15 protein-coding genes and 1 pseudogene are annotated in these 15305 nt (G+C 67.8%); 4 read left to right on the forward strand and 12 right to left on the reverse strand.

Annotated elements, in window-relative coordinates; translation table 11 throughout:
- Window positions 1-232 (forward strand): annotated as a pseudogene (locus L880_RS34615) (histone); the annotation flags it as partial.
- Between the two features lie 91 nt (window positions 233-323).
- Here the strand turns inward: L880_RS34615 and L880_RS0127030 are convergent.
- The 7 genes from L880_RS0127030 to L880_RS0127060 all read right to left on the reverse strand — a co-directional run bounded on the left by L880_RS0127030 (window position 324) and on the right by L880_RS0127060 (window position 7194).
- On the reverse strand, window positions 324-1220 hold the full coding sequence (locus L880_RS0127030; protein WP_027478249.1) for a carbohydrate kinase family protein: 897 nt from the start codon (window positions 1218-1220) through the stop codon (window positions 324-326).
- A 27-nt stretch (window positions 1221-1247) separates the two neighbouring features.
- The gene (locus L880_RS36715; RefSeq protein ID WP_051443626.1) at window positions 1248-2924 is read right to left on the reverse strand and encodes a zinc-ribbon and DUF3426 domain-containing protein; all 1677 of its coding nucleotides are present in this window, start codon (window positions 2922-2924) and stop codon (window positions 1248-1250) included.
- 79 nt (window positions 2925-3003) lie between these two features.
- Window positions 3004-3891, reverse strand: a complete 888-nt coding sequence (gene prmA / locus L880_RS0127040; RefSeq protein ID WP_027478250.1) for a 50S ribosomal protein L11 methyltransferase — start codon at window positions 3889-3891, stop codon at window positions 3004-3006.
- A gap of 60 nt (window positions 3892-3951) precedes the next feature.
- Window positions 3952-5301, reverse strand: coding sequence for an acetyl-CoA carboxylase biotin carboxylase subunit (accC, locus tag L880_RS0127045; protein WP_027478251.1), 1350 nt, complete (start codon window positions 5299-5301; stop codon window positions 3952-3954).
- A 110-nt stretch (window positions 5302-5411) separates the two neighbouring features.
- Complete coding sequence (accB, locus tag L880_RS0127050; protein WP_027478252.1) at window positions 5412-5867, reverse strand: acetyl-CoA carboxylase biotin carboxyl carrier protein; 456 nt, start codon at window positions 5865-5867, stop codon at window positions 5412-5414.
- Between the two features lie 173 nt (window positions 5868-6040).
- Entirely contained in the window at window positions 6041-6604 is a 564-nt protein-coding gene (locus tag L880_RS0127055; protein WP_027478253.1) for a TlpA family protein disulfide reductase, read from the reverse strand.
- A complete protein-coding gene (locus L880_RS0127060; protein WP_027478254.1) occupies window positions 6601-7194 on the reverse strand; it encodes a hypothetical protein in 594 nt (197 codons plus the stop codon). Before L880_RS0127060 ends, L880_RS0127055 begins: the two co-directional genes overlap by 4 nt.
- Before the next feature lie 168 nt (window positions 7195-7362).
- Here L880_RS0127060 and mpl point away from each other — a divergent pair, with 168 nt between their 5' ends.
- Entirely contained in the window at window positions 7363-8748 is a 1386-nt protein-coding gene (gene mpl / locus L880_RS0127065; RefSeq protein WP_027478255.1) for a UDP-N-acetylmuramate:L-alanyl-gamma-D-glutamyl-meso-diaminopimelate ligase, read from the forward strand.
- Between the two features lie 9 nt (window positions 8749-8757).
- On the opposite strand, the gene phnE is transcribed toward mpl, so the two are convergent.
- The 5 genes from phnE to L880_RS0127090 all read right to left on the reverse strand — a co-directional run bounded on the left by phnE (window position 8758) and on the right by L880_RS0127090 (window position 12483).
- Window positions 8758-9570: a phosphonate ABC transporter, permease protein PhnE gene (gene phnE, locus L880_RS0127070; protein ID WP_027478256.1), complete on the reverse strand. Its 813-nt coding sequence runs from the start codon at window positions 9568-9570 to the stop codon at window positions 8758-8760.
- Entirely contained in the window at window positions 9567-10400 is an 834-nt protein-coding gene (locus L880_RS0127075) for a PhnE/PtxC family ABC transporter permease (protein ID WP_027478257.1), read from the reverse strand. The genes phnE and L880_RS0127075 overlap by 4 nt, the downstream gene beginning before the upstream one ends.
- Window positions 10397-11230 carry a phosphonate ABC transporter ATP-binding protein gene (locus tag L880_RS0127080; protein WP_027478258.1) on the reverse strand — a complete coding sequence of 278 codons (834 nt, stop codon included), beginning with the start codon at window positions 11228-11230 and terminating at the stop codon, window positions 10397-10399. Before L880_RS0127080 ends, L880_RS0127075 begins: the two co-directional genes overlap by 4 nt.
- A 21-nt stretch (window positions 11231-11251) precedes the next feature.
- The gene (locus L880_RS0127085) at window positions 11252-12151 is read right to left on the reverse strand and encodes a putative selenate ABC transporter substrate-binding protein (protein ID WP_157463079.1); all 900 of its coding nucleotides are present in this window, start codon (window positions 12149-12151) and stop codon (window positions 11252-11254) included.
- 86 nt (window positions 12152-12237) lie between these two features.
- A complete protein-coding gene (locus L880_RS0127090; protein ID WP_027478260.1) occupies window positions 12238-12483 on the reverse strand; it encodes a hypothetical protein in 246 nt (81 codons plus the stop codon).
- Between the two features lie 304 nt (window positions 12484-12787).
- Here L880_RS0127090 and L880_RS0127095 point away from each other — a divergent pair, with 304 nt between their 5' ends.
- Window positions 12788-14575: a sensor histidine kinase gene (locus L880_RS0127095; protein ID WP_027478261.1), complete on the forward strand. Its 1788-nt coding sequence runs from the start codon at window positions 12788-12790 to the stop codon at window positions 14573-14575.
- 86 nt (window positions 14576-14661) lie between these two features.
- Window positions 14662-15300, forward strand: a complete 639-nt coding sequence (locus tag L880_RS0127100; RefSeq protein WP_157463080.1) for a hypothetical protein — start codon at window positions 14662-14664, stop codon at window positions 15298-15300.
- The last annotated feature ends 5 nt before the right edge of the window (window positions 15301-15305 follow it).

Genomic DNA, 15305 nt, shown 5'->3' on the forward strand with positions numbered 1-15305 from the left:
TCCTGCCAAGAAGGCCGCTGCACCGACCAAGAAGGCTGCTGCTCCGAAGAAGACCGCGGCCACTGTGGCCAAGAAGGCTCCGGCTGCCAAGAAGCCTGCTGCCAAGAAGGCTGCCGCGAAGAAGGCGCCCGCCAAGCCTGCCGCTGCCCCTGTGGCTCCTGCTGCTCCGGCCGCTCAGACCACACTCAACCCTCAGGCTGCCTGGCCTTTCCCGACCGGCAACAAGCCCTGAGCGACACGTTCTCCGACGTGCCAGCCCGACGCCTCACGGCCTCGGGCTTTTTTGTGGGTGAAGCCGGCGCAGGCCGGGCCCCTTCACCCGATCAAGGCTGGAAGTCGAGCTGGTAGTTCTGCGGCCCGCGCTGGGCGATCTTGAGCGCACCGACCCGGCTGCCCAGGGCCGCACAACGCACCAAATCCCAGCCCTGCTCCAGACCGAACAGAAGAGCGCCGCGCCAGGCGTCACCACAACCGGTCGGGTCCACCACGGCCTGGGCCTGCACCGGCGGCACATGGGTGCGCTGGCCCGCCACCCACACTTCGCTGCCTTCGGCGCCCAGCGTGATCACCAGGCCACCCTGCACACGCCGCGAAATCTCGGCCGGGGTCCAACCGGTGCGATCACACAACATCTTGCCTTCGTAGTCGTTGACGGTGACCCAGGTGGCCTGGTCCACGAAGCGCGCCAGATCGGCACCGTCGAACATCGGCAAACCCTGCCCCGGGTCGAACACAAAGGGGATCCCGGCGGCCTTGAACTGGGCGGCATGCTCGATCATGGCGTCGCGCCCGTCTGGCGAGATGATGCCCAGGCGCACATCGGGGCGCGCCTCGATGCGGGTCTGGTGCGCCTGCATCATGGCGCCGGGGTGGAAGGCCGTGATCTGGTTGTTGTCACGGTCGGTCATGATCATGGCCTGGGCCGTGTAGGTGTCCGAGACCTGACGCACGTACTCGCAGCTGATGCCCAGCGTGCGCAGGCGCTCCAGGTAGTCAGCGCCATCGTTGCCGACCGTGGCCATGGGCAAGGGCGTGCCCCCCAGCAACTTGAGCGCATAGGCGATGTTGCCGGCGCAGCCACCAAAGTCGCGCCGCAAGGCCGGCACCAGGAAAGACACGTTGAGGATGTGGAGCTGATCCGGCAGGATCTGGTCCGCGAACCGCCCCTCGAAGGTCATGATGGTGTCGAAAGCCAGGGAACCACAGATGATTGCTGCCATGTTGTTGAAATCGTTTCTTGAAAGTCGTCAGGGATAAAAAACCAGCACCCGGTAACCCGCGATGCGCAAAGAAGCGGCTCCCGCCACCCGCACAGGCAAGGTCGCACTCCACTCGGCTCCGGGGCCCAATGTCGGTGGCGCGCCCAGTTCGGCCGGCAGGAACACCCGGCGCAGCACGGCCTGGTCCTGCGAGTCGGTGAGGCTGAGTTCGGCGGCCGGCATGCCCAGCGGCAGCGCGCCGGTGTTGCGCACGGCCAGGGCCAGTTGAAAGCCCTCGCCATGGGTCTTGTTGAAGGCCGAGGATTCGATGACCAAGGACTCGATGCGGCGCAGCGGCGCCAGATCACAGCCCACCACGTCACACAGGGCTTGCAAGGCGGGCCGCAGACCGGGCTCGGCGGCCACCAGGCGGGCACGTTCGTGCAAGGCCCACTGGAGCACCAGCAGGCCGGACAACAGCAGCGCCGCCAAGCCCAGCACGCCACGCACCAGCGGACGGCGCCAGAAGGCCTCGCGCCGCGCCCGGCGCAGAAACTGCAGGCCCTTGAGCACATCGGGACCAAAGGCATCCACTTCATCTTCGGCACGCCGAGCGGGCGCCGGCGCGGGTGCGGCCGCCATGGCCTGGGCCGGCGTTTCGGCAGCCCACTGCGTGGACAGATCTCCCGGTGCATCCACGGCGGCCGATTCGGACAGCAGGCTGGGCGACACCTCGTCCGCCAGGCCTGGCTCGTGCCGCACGGGCTCGGTCTTCAGTGGCGGCACGGGCTCCGCCACGCCGGATGCGGCCGGTGCGGCGGGTGGGGCCGGATCATCCGGAAAACGCAGGGCCGCCAGTGTCACCCCCGGGGGATCGGCACGCGGAGGCCGCGGGGTACCGGGCAGGTCCAGCTCAGGCACCGACAACACGGGAAACCGATCGCCCTGCGGGCGCACACGCGGCTCGACGGACTCGGTGACGGGCGCAAACTCGACCTGAACGCGGGGCTCCTCAGGCTCGGGCTGGGGGGAGAACACCTCCCGCAGATCCAGACCCAGATCGTCCTCGTCCAGGGTGGGCTCGACCTGGCGACGTGCATCGGGCGTGGCCAGATCCAGATCCAGCCGGGCCAGTTGTTCGGCCAGCAATTCATCGGCACTGCGTGGCACCACGGGCTCGGCCACAGGCGCCTCAGGTGCGGGGACACGAACAGGTGCAGGGGGTGGGGGCAGCACCAGATCGGGCATCACCAGCTCTGGCATCACCAGCTCTGGCATCACCGGCTCGCGGCTGGGCCGGGGGGCTGGCGGGGCAGCGGGTGGTTCTGGCGGCGAAGCCGGCACGGGCGCCACGGCCGGCACAGGCACCTGGACCGGCGCTGCGACAGGCTGGCGTACAGCCTGCGGCGCAGGCGTTACCGATGGGCTGATCGGGCTGCGGACGGCAGGGGTGGAAGGTGGGCTCGAAGGTGTGCCGGGGTTGGTACCGGAAGGAGCACGCAAAAAGGCCGGCGGCTCGGGCCGGGGGCTTCGTGCGGCGGACTGCGGCCCCTGGGCCAGCGGGCCGGCAGCGGCAGGGGCATCGCCCTCCTGGACCAGGTTGGCCGTGGCATCGAACACCTCGGTGCACTGCCCGCAGCGCACCCAGCCGTCGGAAATCCTCAATTGGTCCGGCACGACCTTGAAGGTCGTGGCGCAGGCTGGGCAACGTGTGATGAGGCTCATGGATGCGCCTGATTGTAGGGGCGCGGCCGCATTTTTCACCCGGCGGATCACCCGCTGGCACGGCGGGTGTGGCGCCGGCTTAACGCTGCGCGGTCATCAGGATCCAGCCGTCTTCGCTGTCGGCCACCGACAACTGCAGCCAGGGGGCGTAGGCCGCCTTGAGTTCATCGGCCTGGCGCTCCAGGATGCCGGCCAGCACCAGCGAGCCGCCTGCCGCCACATGGGCACACAACAGCGGTGCCAACACCTTCAAAGGCGTGGCCAGGATGTTGGCCAGCACCGTGTCGTAAACGCCTTGCGCCTTGTCTGGCAGGCCGGCGTTCAAGGCCACACCGTTGGCCTCGGCATTCAGGTGGGTGGATTGCACGGCCGCCTCGTCGATGTCGACCGCGTCGATGGCCTGGGCACCGTGTTTGGCCGCACCGATGGCCAGAATGCCCGAACCACAGCCATAGTCCAGCACGCGGCCCAGGGCGGCCGTGGCCGGCCGCCGCGCAATCCAGCGCAGGCACATGCGGGTGGTGGGGTGGGTGCCGGTGCCGAAGGCCAGCCCCGGGTCCAGGCGGATCACCTGGCGGGCCTGCTCGGGCGGCTCGTGCCAGGTGGGCACGATCCAGAACTCGGGGGTGATCTCGACCGGCGAGAACTGCGATTGGGTGAGGCGCACCCAGTCTTCATCGGGCACCTTGGCCAGGCCCAGCAGACGGCAGTCGGCAAAGAAATCCTGCAACTGCAGCAGCTTGGCCGCCTCATCGGCGCTGGCCTCGTCGGGGAACAGGGCGATCACGCGCGAACGCTGCCAGCCCTCCTTGGGCGGGGGCATGCCGGGTTCACCGAACAAGGCCTGCTCGGCATCGGTCTGGGCGTCGGCGTCCTCGACGCTGACGCTCAGGGCATCCAGCGCATCGAGCGCGTCGCTCACGGTTTCGACGTGGTCTTCGGGGCACAGCAGCCGGAGTTCAAACATGGCGTTCCTGGGGTCTTGGGAGGCCGGCCGCCCGCAGCGGGGCAGTCCGGCCCGGGCCGATCAGCGCTTGTGGTGGCCCAGCCACTCTTCAAGGTAGTGGATGTTGGTGCCGCCGGCCATGAACTTGGCATCCACCATCAGCTCGCGGTGCAGCGGGATGTTGGTGTTGATGCCCTCGACCACGGTCTCCAGCAAGGCGGTGCGCATGCGGGCCAGGGCCTGCTCGCGGGTGTCGCCGTGCACGATGATCTTGCCGATCATCGAGTCGTAGTTGGGCGGCACGAAGTAGTTGGTGTAGACGTGCGAATCCACGCGCACACCGGGGCCGCCCGGCGCATGCCACATGGTGATGCGGCCCGGCGACGGCACGAACTTGTACGGGTCTTCGGCGTTCACGCGGCACTCGATGGCGTGGCCCCGGATCTCGATCTGGCGCTGCGTGAACGGCAGCTTCTCGCCCGCGGCGACCATGATCTGGGTCTTCACGATGTCGATGCCGGTGATCAGTTCGGTCACCGGGTGCTCCACCTGCACGCGGGTGTTCATCTCGATGAAGTAGAACTCGCCGTTTTCGTACAGGAACTCGAAGGTGCCCGCACCGCGGTAACCGATCTTCTTGCAGGCGGCGGCGCAACGCTCACCGATCTTTTCGATCAGCTTGCGCGGGATGCCCGGGGCCGGCGCCTCTTCGATCACCTTCTGGTGGCGGCGCTGCATCGAGCAGTCGCGCTCGCCCAGATAGACCGCATTGCGGTGCTTGTCAGCCAGGATCTGGATCTCGATGTGGCGCGGGTTCTGCAGGAACTTTTCCATGTAGACCGCAGGATTGCCGAACGCAGCCCCCGCCTCGGCCTTGGTCATCTGCACCGCATTGACCAGCGCGGCCTCGGTGTGCACCACGCGCATGCCGCGGCCACCGCCGCCGCCTGCGGCCTTGATGATGACCGGGTAGCCCACGGTCTTGGCGATGCGCTTGATCTGCACCGGATCATCGGGCAGTTCACCCTCCGAACCCGGCACGCAGGGCACGCCGGCCCGGATCATGGCCTGCTTGGCCGACACCTTGTCGCCCATGATGCGGATCGACTCGGGCGTGGGGCCGATGAACTGGAAACCGCTTTTCTCGACGCGCTCGGCAAAGTCGGCGTTCTCGCTCAGAAAGCCATAGCCAGGGTGGATGGCCTCGGCGTCGGTCACCTCGGCTGCCGAGATGATGGCAGGCATGTTGAGGTAGCTTTGGGGTGACGGGGCCGGGCCGATGCACACGGCCTCTTCCGCCAGCTTGACGTACTTGGCATCGCGGTCGGCCTCGGAATAGACCATCACCGCCTTGACACCCAGTTCGCGGCAGGCCCGCTGGATGCGGAGGGCGATCTCCCCCCGGTTGGCAATCAGGATTTTCTTAAACATCAGTGCTCCCGGGGCGGCAGAGCCCCGCACGCAGCGCGTGCACTATCTCAGGGATGGGCACCCGACGGCTGACGGCCCCGCAGGCCCGCCGTGCCGGCACCCCCATGCGCTCACTCGATCACGAACAAGGGTTGACCGTATTCGACGGCCTGGCCGTTCTCACCCAGGATCTGGGTCACGGTGCCCGACTTGTCGGCCTCGATCTCATTGAGGATCTTCATGGCCTCGATGATGCAGATGGTCTCGCCTTCCTTGATCTGGCTGCCCACCTCGACAAAGGCCTTGGCACCCGGGCTGGAGGCGCGGTAGAACGTCCCCACCATGGGCGACTTGACCGTGTGCCCTGCGGGTGCCGCAGCGGCGGCGGGTGCAGCGGCAACCACCGGAGCGGCAGGTGCTGCGGCCACGGCAGGCTGGGCCAGCACAGGCGCTGCCACCACTTGCTGAACCACGGCCCCGCCCCCCTTCACGATGCGCACCTTGCCTTCGGCTTCGGTGATTTCCAGTTCTGAAACATTGGATTCAGACACCAGATCAATCAGGGTCTTGAGTTTTCGCAGGTCCATGTAAGCTCCAACAGCTGAAACGATAACAGGCGCGAATTTACTGCAAAACAGCGCCAAAATTCATCATCAGCAGACAAATTAATTACAACTTCATTCAGGCACATCAAAGAAAATGCCCTGGAAGTCTGCAGGAAGGCCCCTGAGCAGAAGGGGCCTCAAAGACACCCCGGCGGTCAGCCGGAGCGGGTCCACGCCGCCAGTTCCTGGGGCGTGATCTGGCCCATTTTACGCTGTATTACCCGTCCATCCGGCGCGATCACCACCGAAAACGGCAAACCGCCGTTCTCATTGCCCAGGGCACGCGCCAGCTCGGTGCCCCCCAAACCGGCCAGTCCGACCGGAAATCCCAGCGGCGTACGGCTCAGGAAACGGGCCACAGAACTGGGCTGATCGATCGCCAATCCCAGCACTTGCCAGCCATTGGCCGAAGTTTCGCGCTGGAACCGATCCAGCATGGGCAGCTCCTCCACACACGGGGGGCACCAGGTGGCCCAGAAGTTGATCAGCAGGGGTTTGCCCTTGAAATCGGCCAGCACCAGCTCACCGCCACCGGGGCGGTCGAACTTCAGGCCCCACAGCTCGGACAAGGCCGCACCGGCCTCCCCGTCCGTGCCTTGCGGCCGCATGCGCCACCAACCCAGGCCAGCGCCGGCCACGGCGGCCAACCCTGCGGCCGAGGCCCACAACCAGCGGCGCCGACCGGCACCGGAAGAATTCACCACCGGGGATTCGCTCATGCTTCAGCTTTCTTCAACAAGGCCTGGACGGCGGCCAGATTGCCCCGGGGCGCACGCCCGCGGGCATCGGGCAGCAGGGCGCCACGCAGATCGTCCAGGTCATAGATCAACAGATGCACACCGATCACCTCGCCCAGCGCCTTGCAGGGCGAGCCCAGCGACAGGGCCTCGACCGGCTCACCCCGAAAACCCTGCACCGTCTGCGGCTCGTAGTCGACGTTGTGGTCGATCAGCCGGATCTCGGCCGACTTGGGGTCATCACAGAACAACTGGATACGGATATCGGACAGGCGCGTCGCGGTGCCCTGCCAGACCGCCCCCGTCAGGTGCGGGCGGAACTCCGCCATGCGCTCCATCCAGACCAGGGCCAGTTCGCGCAGCGCACGCAACTCGGCCGGCTGGGTGTCGGCACAGAACAATTCGATGTACTCCAGCACCGCATCCTCGACCGCGAGGTTGTCGGGCAGGGCCGTGCGGGCCGGCAAACCCAGCTGCTTGACGGCACGGCGCTTGGCCGCGCCATATTCCAGGCCTTCTTCCACCACCATGCGGGCAGCGGTCGCGGCGATTTCTGAGGCGAGACTTTCCATGGAGACTGGCCAGGCGGGCCTTCAGCACGCTGACCGCAGAGATTGCAAAGCGGGCATTTTGCGCTTTTTCGCCGCCCGGCTCCGCCGCTACCAGATTGATAGCTCGGCAGCCCGCCCCCACGCTGGCCCTGGCCGGCACCGCCCATGACCCCACGTAAAATCGGTTTCATGCACATTCACATCCTGGGTATTTGCGGCACCTTCATGGGCGGCCTGGCGGCCCTGGCCCGCGAGGCGGGCCACCGCGTCACCGGCTGCGACGCGGGGGTCTACCCCCCGATGAGCGACCAGCTGAGGGCCTTGGGCATCGACCTGATCGAAGGCTTCTCGGCCGATCAGATGGCCCTGAAGCCCGATGTCTTCGTGGTCGGCAACGTGGTCAGCCGCGCCAGACTGGCCGACGGCAGCCCCAAGTTCCCGCTGATGGAAGCCATTCTGGACCAGGGGGCGCGCTACACCAGCGGCCCGCAATGGCTGGCCGAGCACCTGCTGCACGGCCGCCACGTGCTGGCCGTGGCCGGCACGCACGGCAAGACCACCACCACCTCGATGCTGGCCTGGGTGCTCGATCAGGCCGGCCTCCAGCCCGGGTTTCTGGTCGGGGGCGTGCCACTGAACTTCGGGGTGTCGGCACGGCTGGGGCAAGGCAGCGCCTTCGTGATCGAAGCCGACGAGTACGACACCGCCTTCTTCGACAAGCGCAGCAAGTTCGTGCACTACCGCCCGCGCACTGCGGTGCTGAACAACCTGGAGTTCGACCACGCCGACATCTTCGACAACCTGGCCGCCATCGAACGCCAGTTCCATCACCTGGTGCGCACCGTGCCGGGCCAGGGCCGCGTGGTGGTCAACGGCCTGGAAGAAAGCCTGACCCGCGTGCTGGCCCAGGGCTGCTGGAGCGAGGTGCGCAGCTTCGGCAGCACGGTGAGCGATTTCTCCGCCGAGGGCGAGGCCCATGATTTCGCCGTGCTGCGCCATGGCCAAACCGTGGCCCGCGTGCAGTGGGCGCTCAGCGGCGCCCACAACCAGCTCAATGCCCTGGCCACCGTGGCCGCGGCCGATCACCTGGGCGTGCCCGCCGAGGTGGCGGCCGAGGCGCTGTCGCGCTTCCAGAACGTGAAGCGCCGCATGGAAGTGCGCGGCCAGGTCGGCGGCATCACCGTGTACGACGACTTTGCCCACCACCCCACGGCCATCCGCACCACACTCGACGGCCTGCGCCAGCGCCTGGGCCCGGTGAGCGACACCGGTGGCCGCATCCTGGCGGTGTTCGAGCCACGCAGCAACACCATGAAGCTGGGCACCATGAAGGCCCAGTTGCCCTGGTCACTGGCCAGCGCCGAGCTGGCCTTCTGCCACACCGGCGGCCTGGACTGGGACGCGGCCGAGGCCCTGGCGCCCCTGGGTGCGCGCGCCCACACCGCCCCCGACATCGCCACCCTGGTGCAGCAAGTGGCGGCTGCGGCCCGCCCCGGCGACCACGTGGTGTGCATGAGCAACGGCGGCTTCGGTGGCGTACACCAGCGCCTGCTGCAGGCCCTGACCCGGGCCTGAACAGCCCCCTCAGCGCATCAGGGCACGGCGCGCCAGCAGGCTGAGCGCGTCCACCGCCGCCACCATCAACAACATGGCGGCCAGGATGGTGGCCGTCTTGCCCATGTGGAACAGGCCCATGTGAAAGGCCAGCAACTGGCCCAGGCCACCCGCCCCCACCACGCCCAGCACGGCCGCGGCGCGGATGTTGTTCTCCCAGCGGTACAGGGTGTAGCTGAGCCACTGGGGCAGCACCTGGGGCAGGCTGGCGTAAGCCAGCACCTGCACGCGCCCCACGCCCTGCTGGCGCAGCGCCTCGGCCGGGCCGGTCGGGGCATTCTCCAGCGCCTCGGCAAACAGGCGCCCCAGCACGCCCAGGGTGTGGCAGGCCAGGGCCAGGGTGCCGGCGAACGGCCCCAGGCCAGCCGAAATCAACAGCAGCGTGGCCCAGACCAATTCTGGGATGGAGCGCAAGGCATTGAGCAAGCAACGCGTCGGGGTGCGCAGCCAGGCCCGCTCCCCCGCCTGCAGCCGGCTCGCCGGCAGCGCCAGCAGCAGGCCGCCCAGCGCGGCCAGCCCGGTGCCAAGCAAGGACATGGCCAGGGTCTCCCAACTGGCCACCAGCACCTGGCGCAGCAGGCCGGGCGACAGATCGGGCGGGTAGAACTCGCCCAGGAAGCGGCCCATGCTGTGCAGGGCCTCCAGCGACAGGAACTGCTGCCACTGCAGATCCAGCGAGGCCGCACTGGCCACCACCAGCGCCAGCACACCGACGGCAAACCACAGACCGGGTCGGCGCCAGGGCGCCGGGGCCCGCAGATCTGAAGGCAAGACGGGCCTCATCCGAGCAGCCTCCGCAGGCCGGCACTGACCCGATCGGCCAGGGCCACCAGGGCCATGAACACCAGCAGCATGCTGGCCACCTCGGCGCCATTGAACATCTTCATCGAGTTGTCGAGTTGCTGGCCCAACCCCCCGGCACCGACAAAGCCCAGCACCACCGAGGACCGGATGGCGCACTCCCAGCGGTAGACGGTGTAGGAACTGAGCTCGGCCGCGCAGGTGGGCAACAAGCCGTGGAAGAAGGCCTGCAGGCGGCCCGCGCCATTGCGCAGCAGGGACTGGGCCGCATGCTGCTCGCCACTTTCCAGGATTTCGCCATAGACCTTGCCCAACATGCCGGCATAGGTGAGCGCAATGGCCAGCACACCGGCGGTGGGCCCCAGCCCGACCACCCGCACAAACACCAGGGCCCAGACCAGCTCGGGCACGCTGCGCAGCACGATCAAGAGCGCACGCACAAGCTGGCGCGCCCAGAACGGCCCCCGGGCCATGCGGCCGGACAAGGCCGACACCGACAAGGCCGCGGTCGACAGCAAGGTGAGCGGCACCGCCAGCAACCAGCCCAGCGCCACCCCGACCGTGGCCATGGCCACCGTGCGCCAGGACTCGCGCGCCAGCATCGTCAGAAACTCGGCCCCGCCCGCCAAGGGCCAGAAGCTGGCCAGAAAGCGCCCGCTGAAGGCCAGCGAGTCGGGCTGCAGCAGGATCCAGGGCTTGAATTCGGTGGCCTGCAGCAAGGGCCACAGCAGCACCAGCACCACGGCGCAAGCGGCCAGGCGCTGTCGCCAGGCCGGGTCGCGCTGCGGGGCCAGGCGTGCCGCCGGGTTCAACGACACGACAGCCCCACCGGCTCCACCAGGTCATCGACATGCAGGCCTGGGGCGGGTGGCCCCTCACCCCGCAGCTCATGTTCGTGCTGGGCATACAGCCGAGCCAGCCGCTGCGGGCTCACCTCGGCGGCGGGCAGGTCGAACACCAGACGCCCCTCGCGCAGGCCCACGATGCGGGTAAAGCAGGCCAGCGCCACCTCCACCTGGTGCAGCGAAGCCACCAGGGTGATGTCCCGCTCACGGGCCACCCGCTGCAGGGTGGCCATGGCCTGGCGGGCCCGGGTGGGGTCCAGGGCCGACAGGGGTTCATCCACCAGCCACAGCGAGGCCGGTGCCAGCAGGGCACGGGCCAGGCCCACGCGCTGGCGTTCGCCGCCCGACAGGCGATCCACCCGCTCGAACAGCTTGTCGCCCAGATCGAAGTGCTCCAGGGCCTCAAAAGCCGCCGGCAGATCGCTGGGGTGGAACAGCGAGGCCAGACTGGCCAGCAGCCCCATGGCCGGCAGGCGCCCGGCCAGCACCGAGGTGACCACGCGCTGGCGGGGCGGCAGCGGTGGCACCTGGGGCGCCAGGAACAGACGGCCGCGCAGCTGCTGCAGGCGCCCCCGTGGCAGTCCCCAGGGGTCAAGCCCGTCCAGCCTCAGCACCCCGCTCGAGGGCGGCAGAGCACAGGCCATCACCTGCAGCAGGCTGGTCTTGCCAGCGCCCGAGGGCCCGATCACGGCCACCTGCTCGCCGGGCCGCAGGCGCAGGCTCAACCCGGCCAGCGCGGCCCGCGCGCCTGCGCGTGCGGCCGGGTGCTGGGCAGCGACCTGGTCGAGCTCAAGCATCAGACCCAAGGGCGGCTCCGATCAGAGCAGACCGGCGCTGCGCGCGGCCGCTTCGATGCTCTTGTAGTTCTCGACCTTGGTCGGGATGAAACGGGTGGCGCGCTGCAGGTCCAGCACTTCTTTGCCCTCGGGCGTGCTCTTGTTGAGCGCGAGGAAGGCCTGGGTGATCTTGTCGCGCAGGGCGGCCGGCATGTCGGCGTGCACCGACCAGTTGTAGTCGTAGTAAGGCGGGGTGGTGTAGAACACCTGCACCTTGCTGGTGTCCACCTTCTTGTCGGCCACGAACTTGTCCCACACCGAGATGTTGAGCGCCCCGGCCTGCACCTTGCCCGAGGCCACGGCGGCGATGGTGGCGTCATGGGCGCCGCTGTAGGCAACCCGGCGGAAATCATGCTCGGGGTTGAGGCCGGCCTGCAGCAGGAAGCTGCGCGGCATCAGGTGGCCCGAAGTGCTGCTTTGCGAGCCGAAACTCACATCCTTGCCCTTGAGGTCGGCCAGCGACTTGATGGCCGGGTCGGCGCTGATGAAGACCGACTTGAACTTTTCGTCTTCTTCACGCTGCACCAGCGGGATGATCTTGCCGTTGGAACGCACCTGGGCCTGCACGAAGGTGAAGCCGCCGAACCAGGCCATGTCCACCTTCTTGTTGACCAGGGCCTCCACCGAGGCGGCGTAGTCGGTGACCGGGGTGTATTCCACCTTGACCGCCAGCTTGGCTTCCAGGTACTTCATCAGCGGCGCGGCCTTGCGGGCCAGCTCGGTGGGCGACTCGTCGGGGATGGCGGTCACTCGCAGCACCTGCTGGGCCTGGCTCAGCGGGGCCAGGCTCAACAGCGCGGCGGCCAGCAGAGTGCGCAGAGCGGTGTTGCGGGTGACGAGGCGGGGGGTCGGGCGGGGGGTCGGGCTGATGAGCGAGTGCATGCAGGGTCCTTGCGGGTCGGGAAGGCCGGCAGGTTACACCGAAAGATTGTCCGCCCCAACAACGAACTCACATTCGGGTGCAGGCTTCAGCCTTTGGCCACAGGCCACGCCGCAGGAGGGTGTTCGCGTGCATCGGGCAGACCCAGCACCAGAAAGCAGCTGTCACAGCGTGCATAGGCGACCGGGTCACTCAAAGGCCAGGCCAGATGCTTGTCCTTGGTGCGGGCCCCGCAATAGACCGCCTCGTCGATCTCGCTCAGGGCCAAGCGCCCACAGCGCGGGCAGGCCAGGCTGGACAGGTCGATGTTGAACGCGGCGGCTTTGTTGGGCATGGCAGTCCGGAAATCGATGGACAAGGGGCAGGTCGCAAATCAGCTGCCACGCCCATGCGGTCAACAAGGCTTCAACAGCTCACCTGAGGGGATCTTGAAGCAAATGCTGCACCGCAGCAACCAAAAACCCACCCCACCCGCGCAATAGTTGGCGACGCCGCGCGATTCGCACATCCAGCAAGCCATTCGTGCCGTTTTTGTTCGCAGTACGAAGCTCCCCTCTCCCCCTGCTGTCGCCCAACGGTCAAACGGTGGCGCCAAGCGGATGTAGCACCGTATGATGGCAAGAAACCAAGACGTCACCATGTCCGAAGCCTCGGCGCCATCGTCCCCTCTCACCCCCCTGATCTCACCCCCTCAGCTGATGCGGGGGTTCACCGGCTCACGCCTGAGCTGGATGGTGGCCCTGTCGGTGCTGGCCCTGCTGGCCATCGGTTGGGTGGCCGTGGTGCTGACGCTGGATCTGAAGGCCCGTGATGCGCTGGCCGCCGAGGTGCGTCAGAACACCAACCTGGCCCGGGTGCTGCAAGAGCAGACGGTGCGGGTGCTGGCCTCGGTCGATCAAGCCACGCTGCGCATGCGCGACCTGGCCGTGGCCGGCGAACTGACATCGGCCGACTACGTGCGCATTGCCAACGAAACCGGTCTGGTGCCACACATCCTGACCCAGCTGTCGTTGATCGACGCCAAGGGTCGCTTCGTGGGCAGCAACATCGACCCGACCGGCGAGAAGACCGGCCACGTCGACCTGTCGTCACGAGAGCACGTTCAGGTTCACCTCGCGCCCGACAAGGTGCCTGACGCATCGCGCCAGATGAGCGCTGATGGCCTGTACATCGGCAAACCGGTGTTGGGCAAGGTCTCGAACAAATGGACCATCCAGCTGTCGCGCCAGATCCAGAGCAGCGACGGCAAACCCTTGGGCGTGATCGTGGCCTCGCTGAACCCGGCCTACTTCGAGCAGTCCTACAGCGAGGTCAACCTGGGCTCACTGGGCGGTGTCACCTTGCTGGGCGATGACCGCAATGTCCGCGCCCGGGTGATCGGTGGAGCACCGACCGGCATGGGCACCACCTTGTCGAACAACTCGACCATGGCCCGCCTGCCCCAGAACGAGCGGGCCGGCTGGTCCATCATCACCAGCAACATCGACAAGGTCGAACGCGTGGCCGCCTACCACCGTGTGGCCGCATACCCTTTGCGCGTGTACGTGCTGACCAGCACCGAAAGCGCGCTGAGCGACTGGCGCAGCCTGCGCAATGTGAGCGTGACGCTGATGGGCCTGCTGACCGTGGCCTCGCTGGCCGGCGCCGGGGTGTTTTTGCGCGGCCTGCGCCAGTTGGAAAACAAGAACCATGCACTGCAGATCAGCGAAGCGCAGGCCCAGTCGGCCAGCCGTGCCAAGAGCGAGTTCCTGGCCGCCGTGTCGCACGAATTGCGCACCCCCTTGACCAGCATCCGGGGCTTTGCCGAGCTGATGGAGATGCGCCTGGAGCAGCCCCGCTTCAAAGACCAGGCACGCATGATCCGCAAGGCAGCCGAGCACCTCAATGAGCTGCTCACGGAGATCCTCGATCTGGCCAAGGTGGAGGCTGGTGCCATGCCGGTCACACCCGAGCCTGTGGCCTTGACCGAGCTGCTGCAATCGACGCTGGACTTTTTCAGCGTGACGGCGGCGCAGAAATCGCTGGACCTCAAGTTGCAACTGGCCCCCAGCACCCCACAGACCCTGTTGTGCGATGGCCTGCGCCTCAAACAGATCCTCAACAACCTCCTGTCCAACGCGCTCAAATTCACCGCTGAGGGCAGCGTGACCGTGGAGGTGGACGCCGGCGACGACAGGGTGAACTTCCATGTGGTGGACACCGGCCCCGGCATTGCCGCCGAGTTGCACGAGACCATCTTCGAGCGCTTCCGCCAGGGCAATGACCGTGTCAGCTACGAGCACGGCGGCACAGGCCTGGGCCTGTCACTGTCTCGCGCGCTGGCCGGCCTGATGGGCGGCACGCTGACCGTGCAATCCAGCCCCGGCCAAGGGGCCCGCTTCACCCTCAGCCTGCCGCGTCCGGCCCTCCCCCAGGCAGCGGCCTGAAACGCGGCTGACCAGCCTGGCGCCTCGTCATGGCGCCGTCATGCGCGGCCCGAAGAATGGCGCTCGTGATGGCCAACAGCAACTCCATGCAAGCATTCGAAGGGCAACTCGCCAGCGCGGGCTGGCGCCCCGGTTTGCCGCCGGCTCACGCGACGGTGTCCGGGCGACAAGAGGCATCTGCCGCCCGTGAAGGCTTCGCGGCCTGCGCCCAGCACCCCGGGCTGCTGTTCTTCCACGCCGGCCCTTTCAATGCCGAGCTGGTGCAGGCAGCCACCCAACGCCTGCGCCAGCGCCTCGATGAGCTGGAGGCGCCCCGACACGCCAAGGAGCGCCTGCTTCGCGTGTTCACCGCGCTGGCGCGCCACCTGGCCAGGCCGGGGCTTGAGGCGGCAGAGCCCCAGGGGCGCATCGCCGTGGGCGGTCTCGGTGAGCATTTCTGGGTTCTTTGCAGCCGGCGCCTGCCCTCGGACCAAGTGGCAGGGGTGCGCGCCCGACTGGACACCCTGCGCCTGCTGAGCGCCGACGAACTCGCCGTGCTCAACCCCGGCGAGCACCGGTTCGACACCCTGAGCGAGGTGGCCGGTGCGCCAGACGAACCCGGGCCTGAAGAGGGCGACTCAGGCTGGTTGCAGGTGGCCTGCAACAGCTCGGCCCCGATCGAATACGGGTTCTCGAGACCGCTGCCCGATGGCGGCGCCCAGCTTCACGTGCGCGCCTGGATCTGAGGGAT

It is taken from the genome of Curvibacter gracilis ATCC BAA-807, assembly GCF_000518645.1.
Lineage (GTDB): Bacteria > Pseudomonadota > Gammaproteobacteria > Burkholderiales > Burkholderiaceae_C > Curvibacter > Curvibacter gracilis.

Excerpts from the sequence above, each read along its gene's own strand:
- prmA (WP_027478250.1), bottom strand. The coding sequence starts at position 3,891 with ATGTTTGAACTCCGGCTGCTGTGCCCCGAAGACCACGTCGAAACCGTG.
- L880_RS0127030 (WP_027478249.1), bottom strand. The coding sequence starts at position 1,220 with ATGGCAGCAATCATCTGTGGTTCCCTGGCTTTCGACACCATCATGACC.
- L880_RS0127055 (WP_027478253.1), bottom strand. The coding sequence starts at position 6,604 with ATGAGCGAATCCCCGGTGGTGAATTCTTCCGGTGCCGGTCGGCGCCGC.
- L880_RS0127060 (WP_027478254.1), bottom strand. The coding sequence starts at position 7,194 with ATGGAAAGTCTCGCCTCAGAAATCGCCGCGACCGCTGCCCGCATGGTG.
- L880_RS0127080 (WP_027478258.1), bottom strand. The coding sequence starts at position 11,230 with ATGCTTGAGCTCGACCAGGTCGCTGCCCAGCACCCGGCCGCACGCGCA.
- phnE (WP_027478256.1), bottom strand. The coding sequence starts at position 9,570 with ATGAGGCCCGTCTTGCCTTCAGATCTGCGGGCCCCGGCGCCCTGGCGC.
- L880_RS36715 (WP_051443626.1), bottom strand. The coding sequence starts at position 2,924 with ATGAGCCTCATCACACGTTGCCCAGCCTGCGCCACGACCTTCAAGGTC.
- accB (WP_027478252.1), bottom strand. The coding sequence starts at position 5,867 with ATGGACCTGCGAAAACTCAAGACCCTGATTGATCTGGTGTCTGAATCC.
- L880_RS0127095 (WP_027478261.1), top strand. The coding sequence starts at position 12,788 with ATGTCCGAAGCCTCGGCGCCATCGTCCCCTCTCACCCCCCTGATCTCA.
- L880_RS0127085 (WP_157463079.1), bottom strand. The coding sequence starts at position 12,151 with ATGCACTCGCTCATCAGCCCGACCCCCCGCCCGACCCCCCGCCTCGTC.
- mpl (WP_027478255.1), top strand. The coding sequence starts at position 7,363 with ATGCACATTCACATCCTGGGTATTTGCGGCACCTTCATGGGCGGCCTG.
- L880_RS0127090 (WP_027478260.1), bottom strand. The coding sequence starts at position 12,483 with ATGCCCAACAAAGCCGCCGCGTTCAACATCGACCTGTCCAGCCTGGCC.
- L880_RS0127100 (WP_157463080.1), top strand. The coding sequence starts at position 14,662 with ATGCAAGCATTCGAAGGGCAACTCGCCAGCGCGGGCTGGCGCCCCGGT.
- accC (WP_027478251.1), bottom strand. The coding sequence starts at position 5,301 with ATGTTTAAGAAAATCCTGATTGCCAACCGGGGGGAGATCGCCCTCCGC.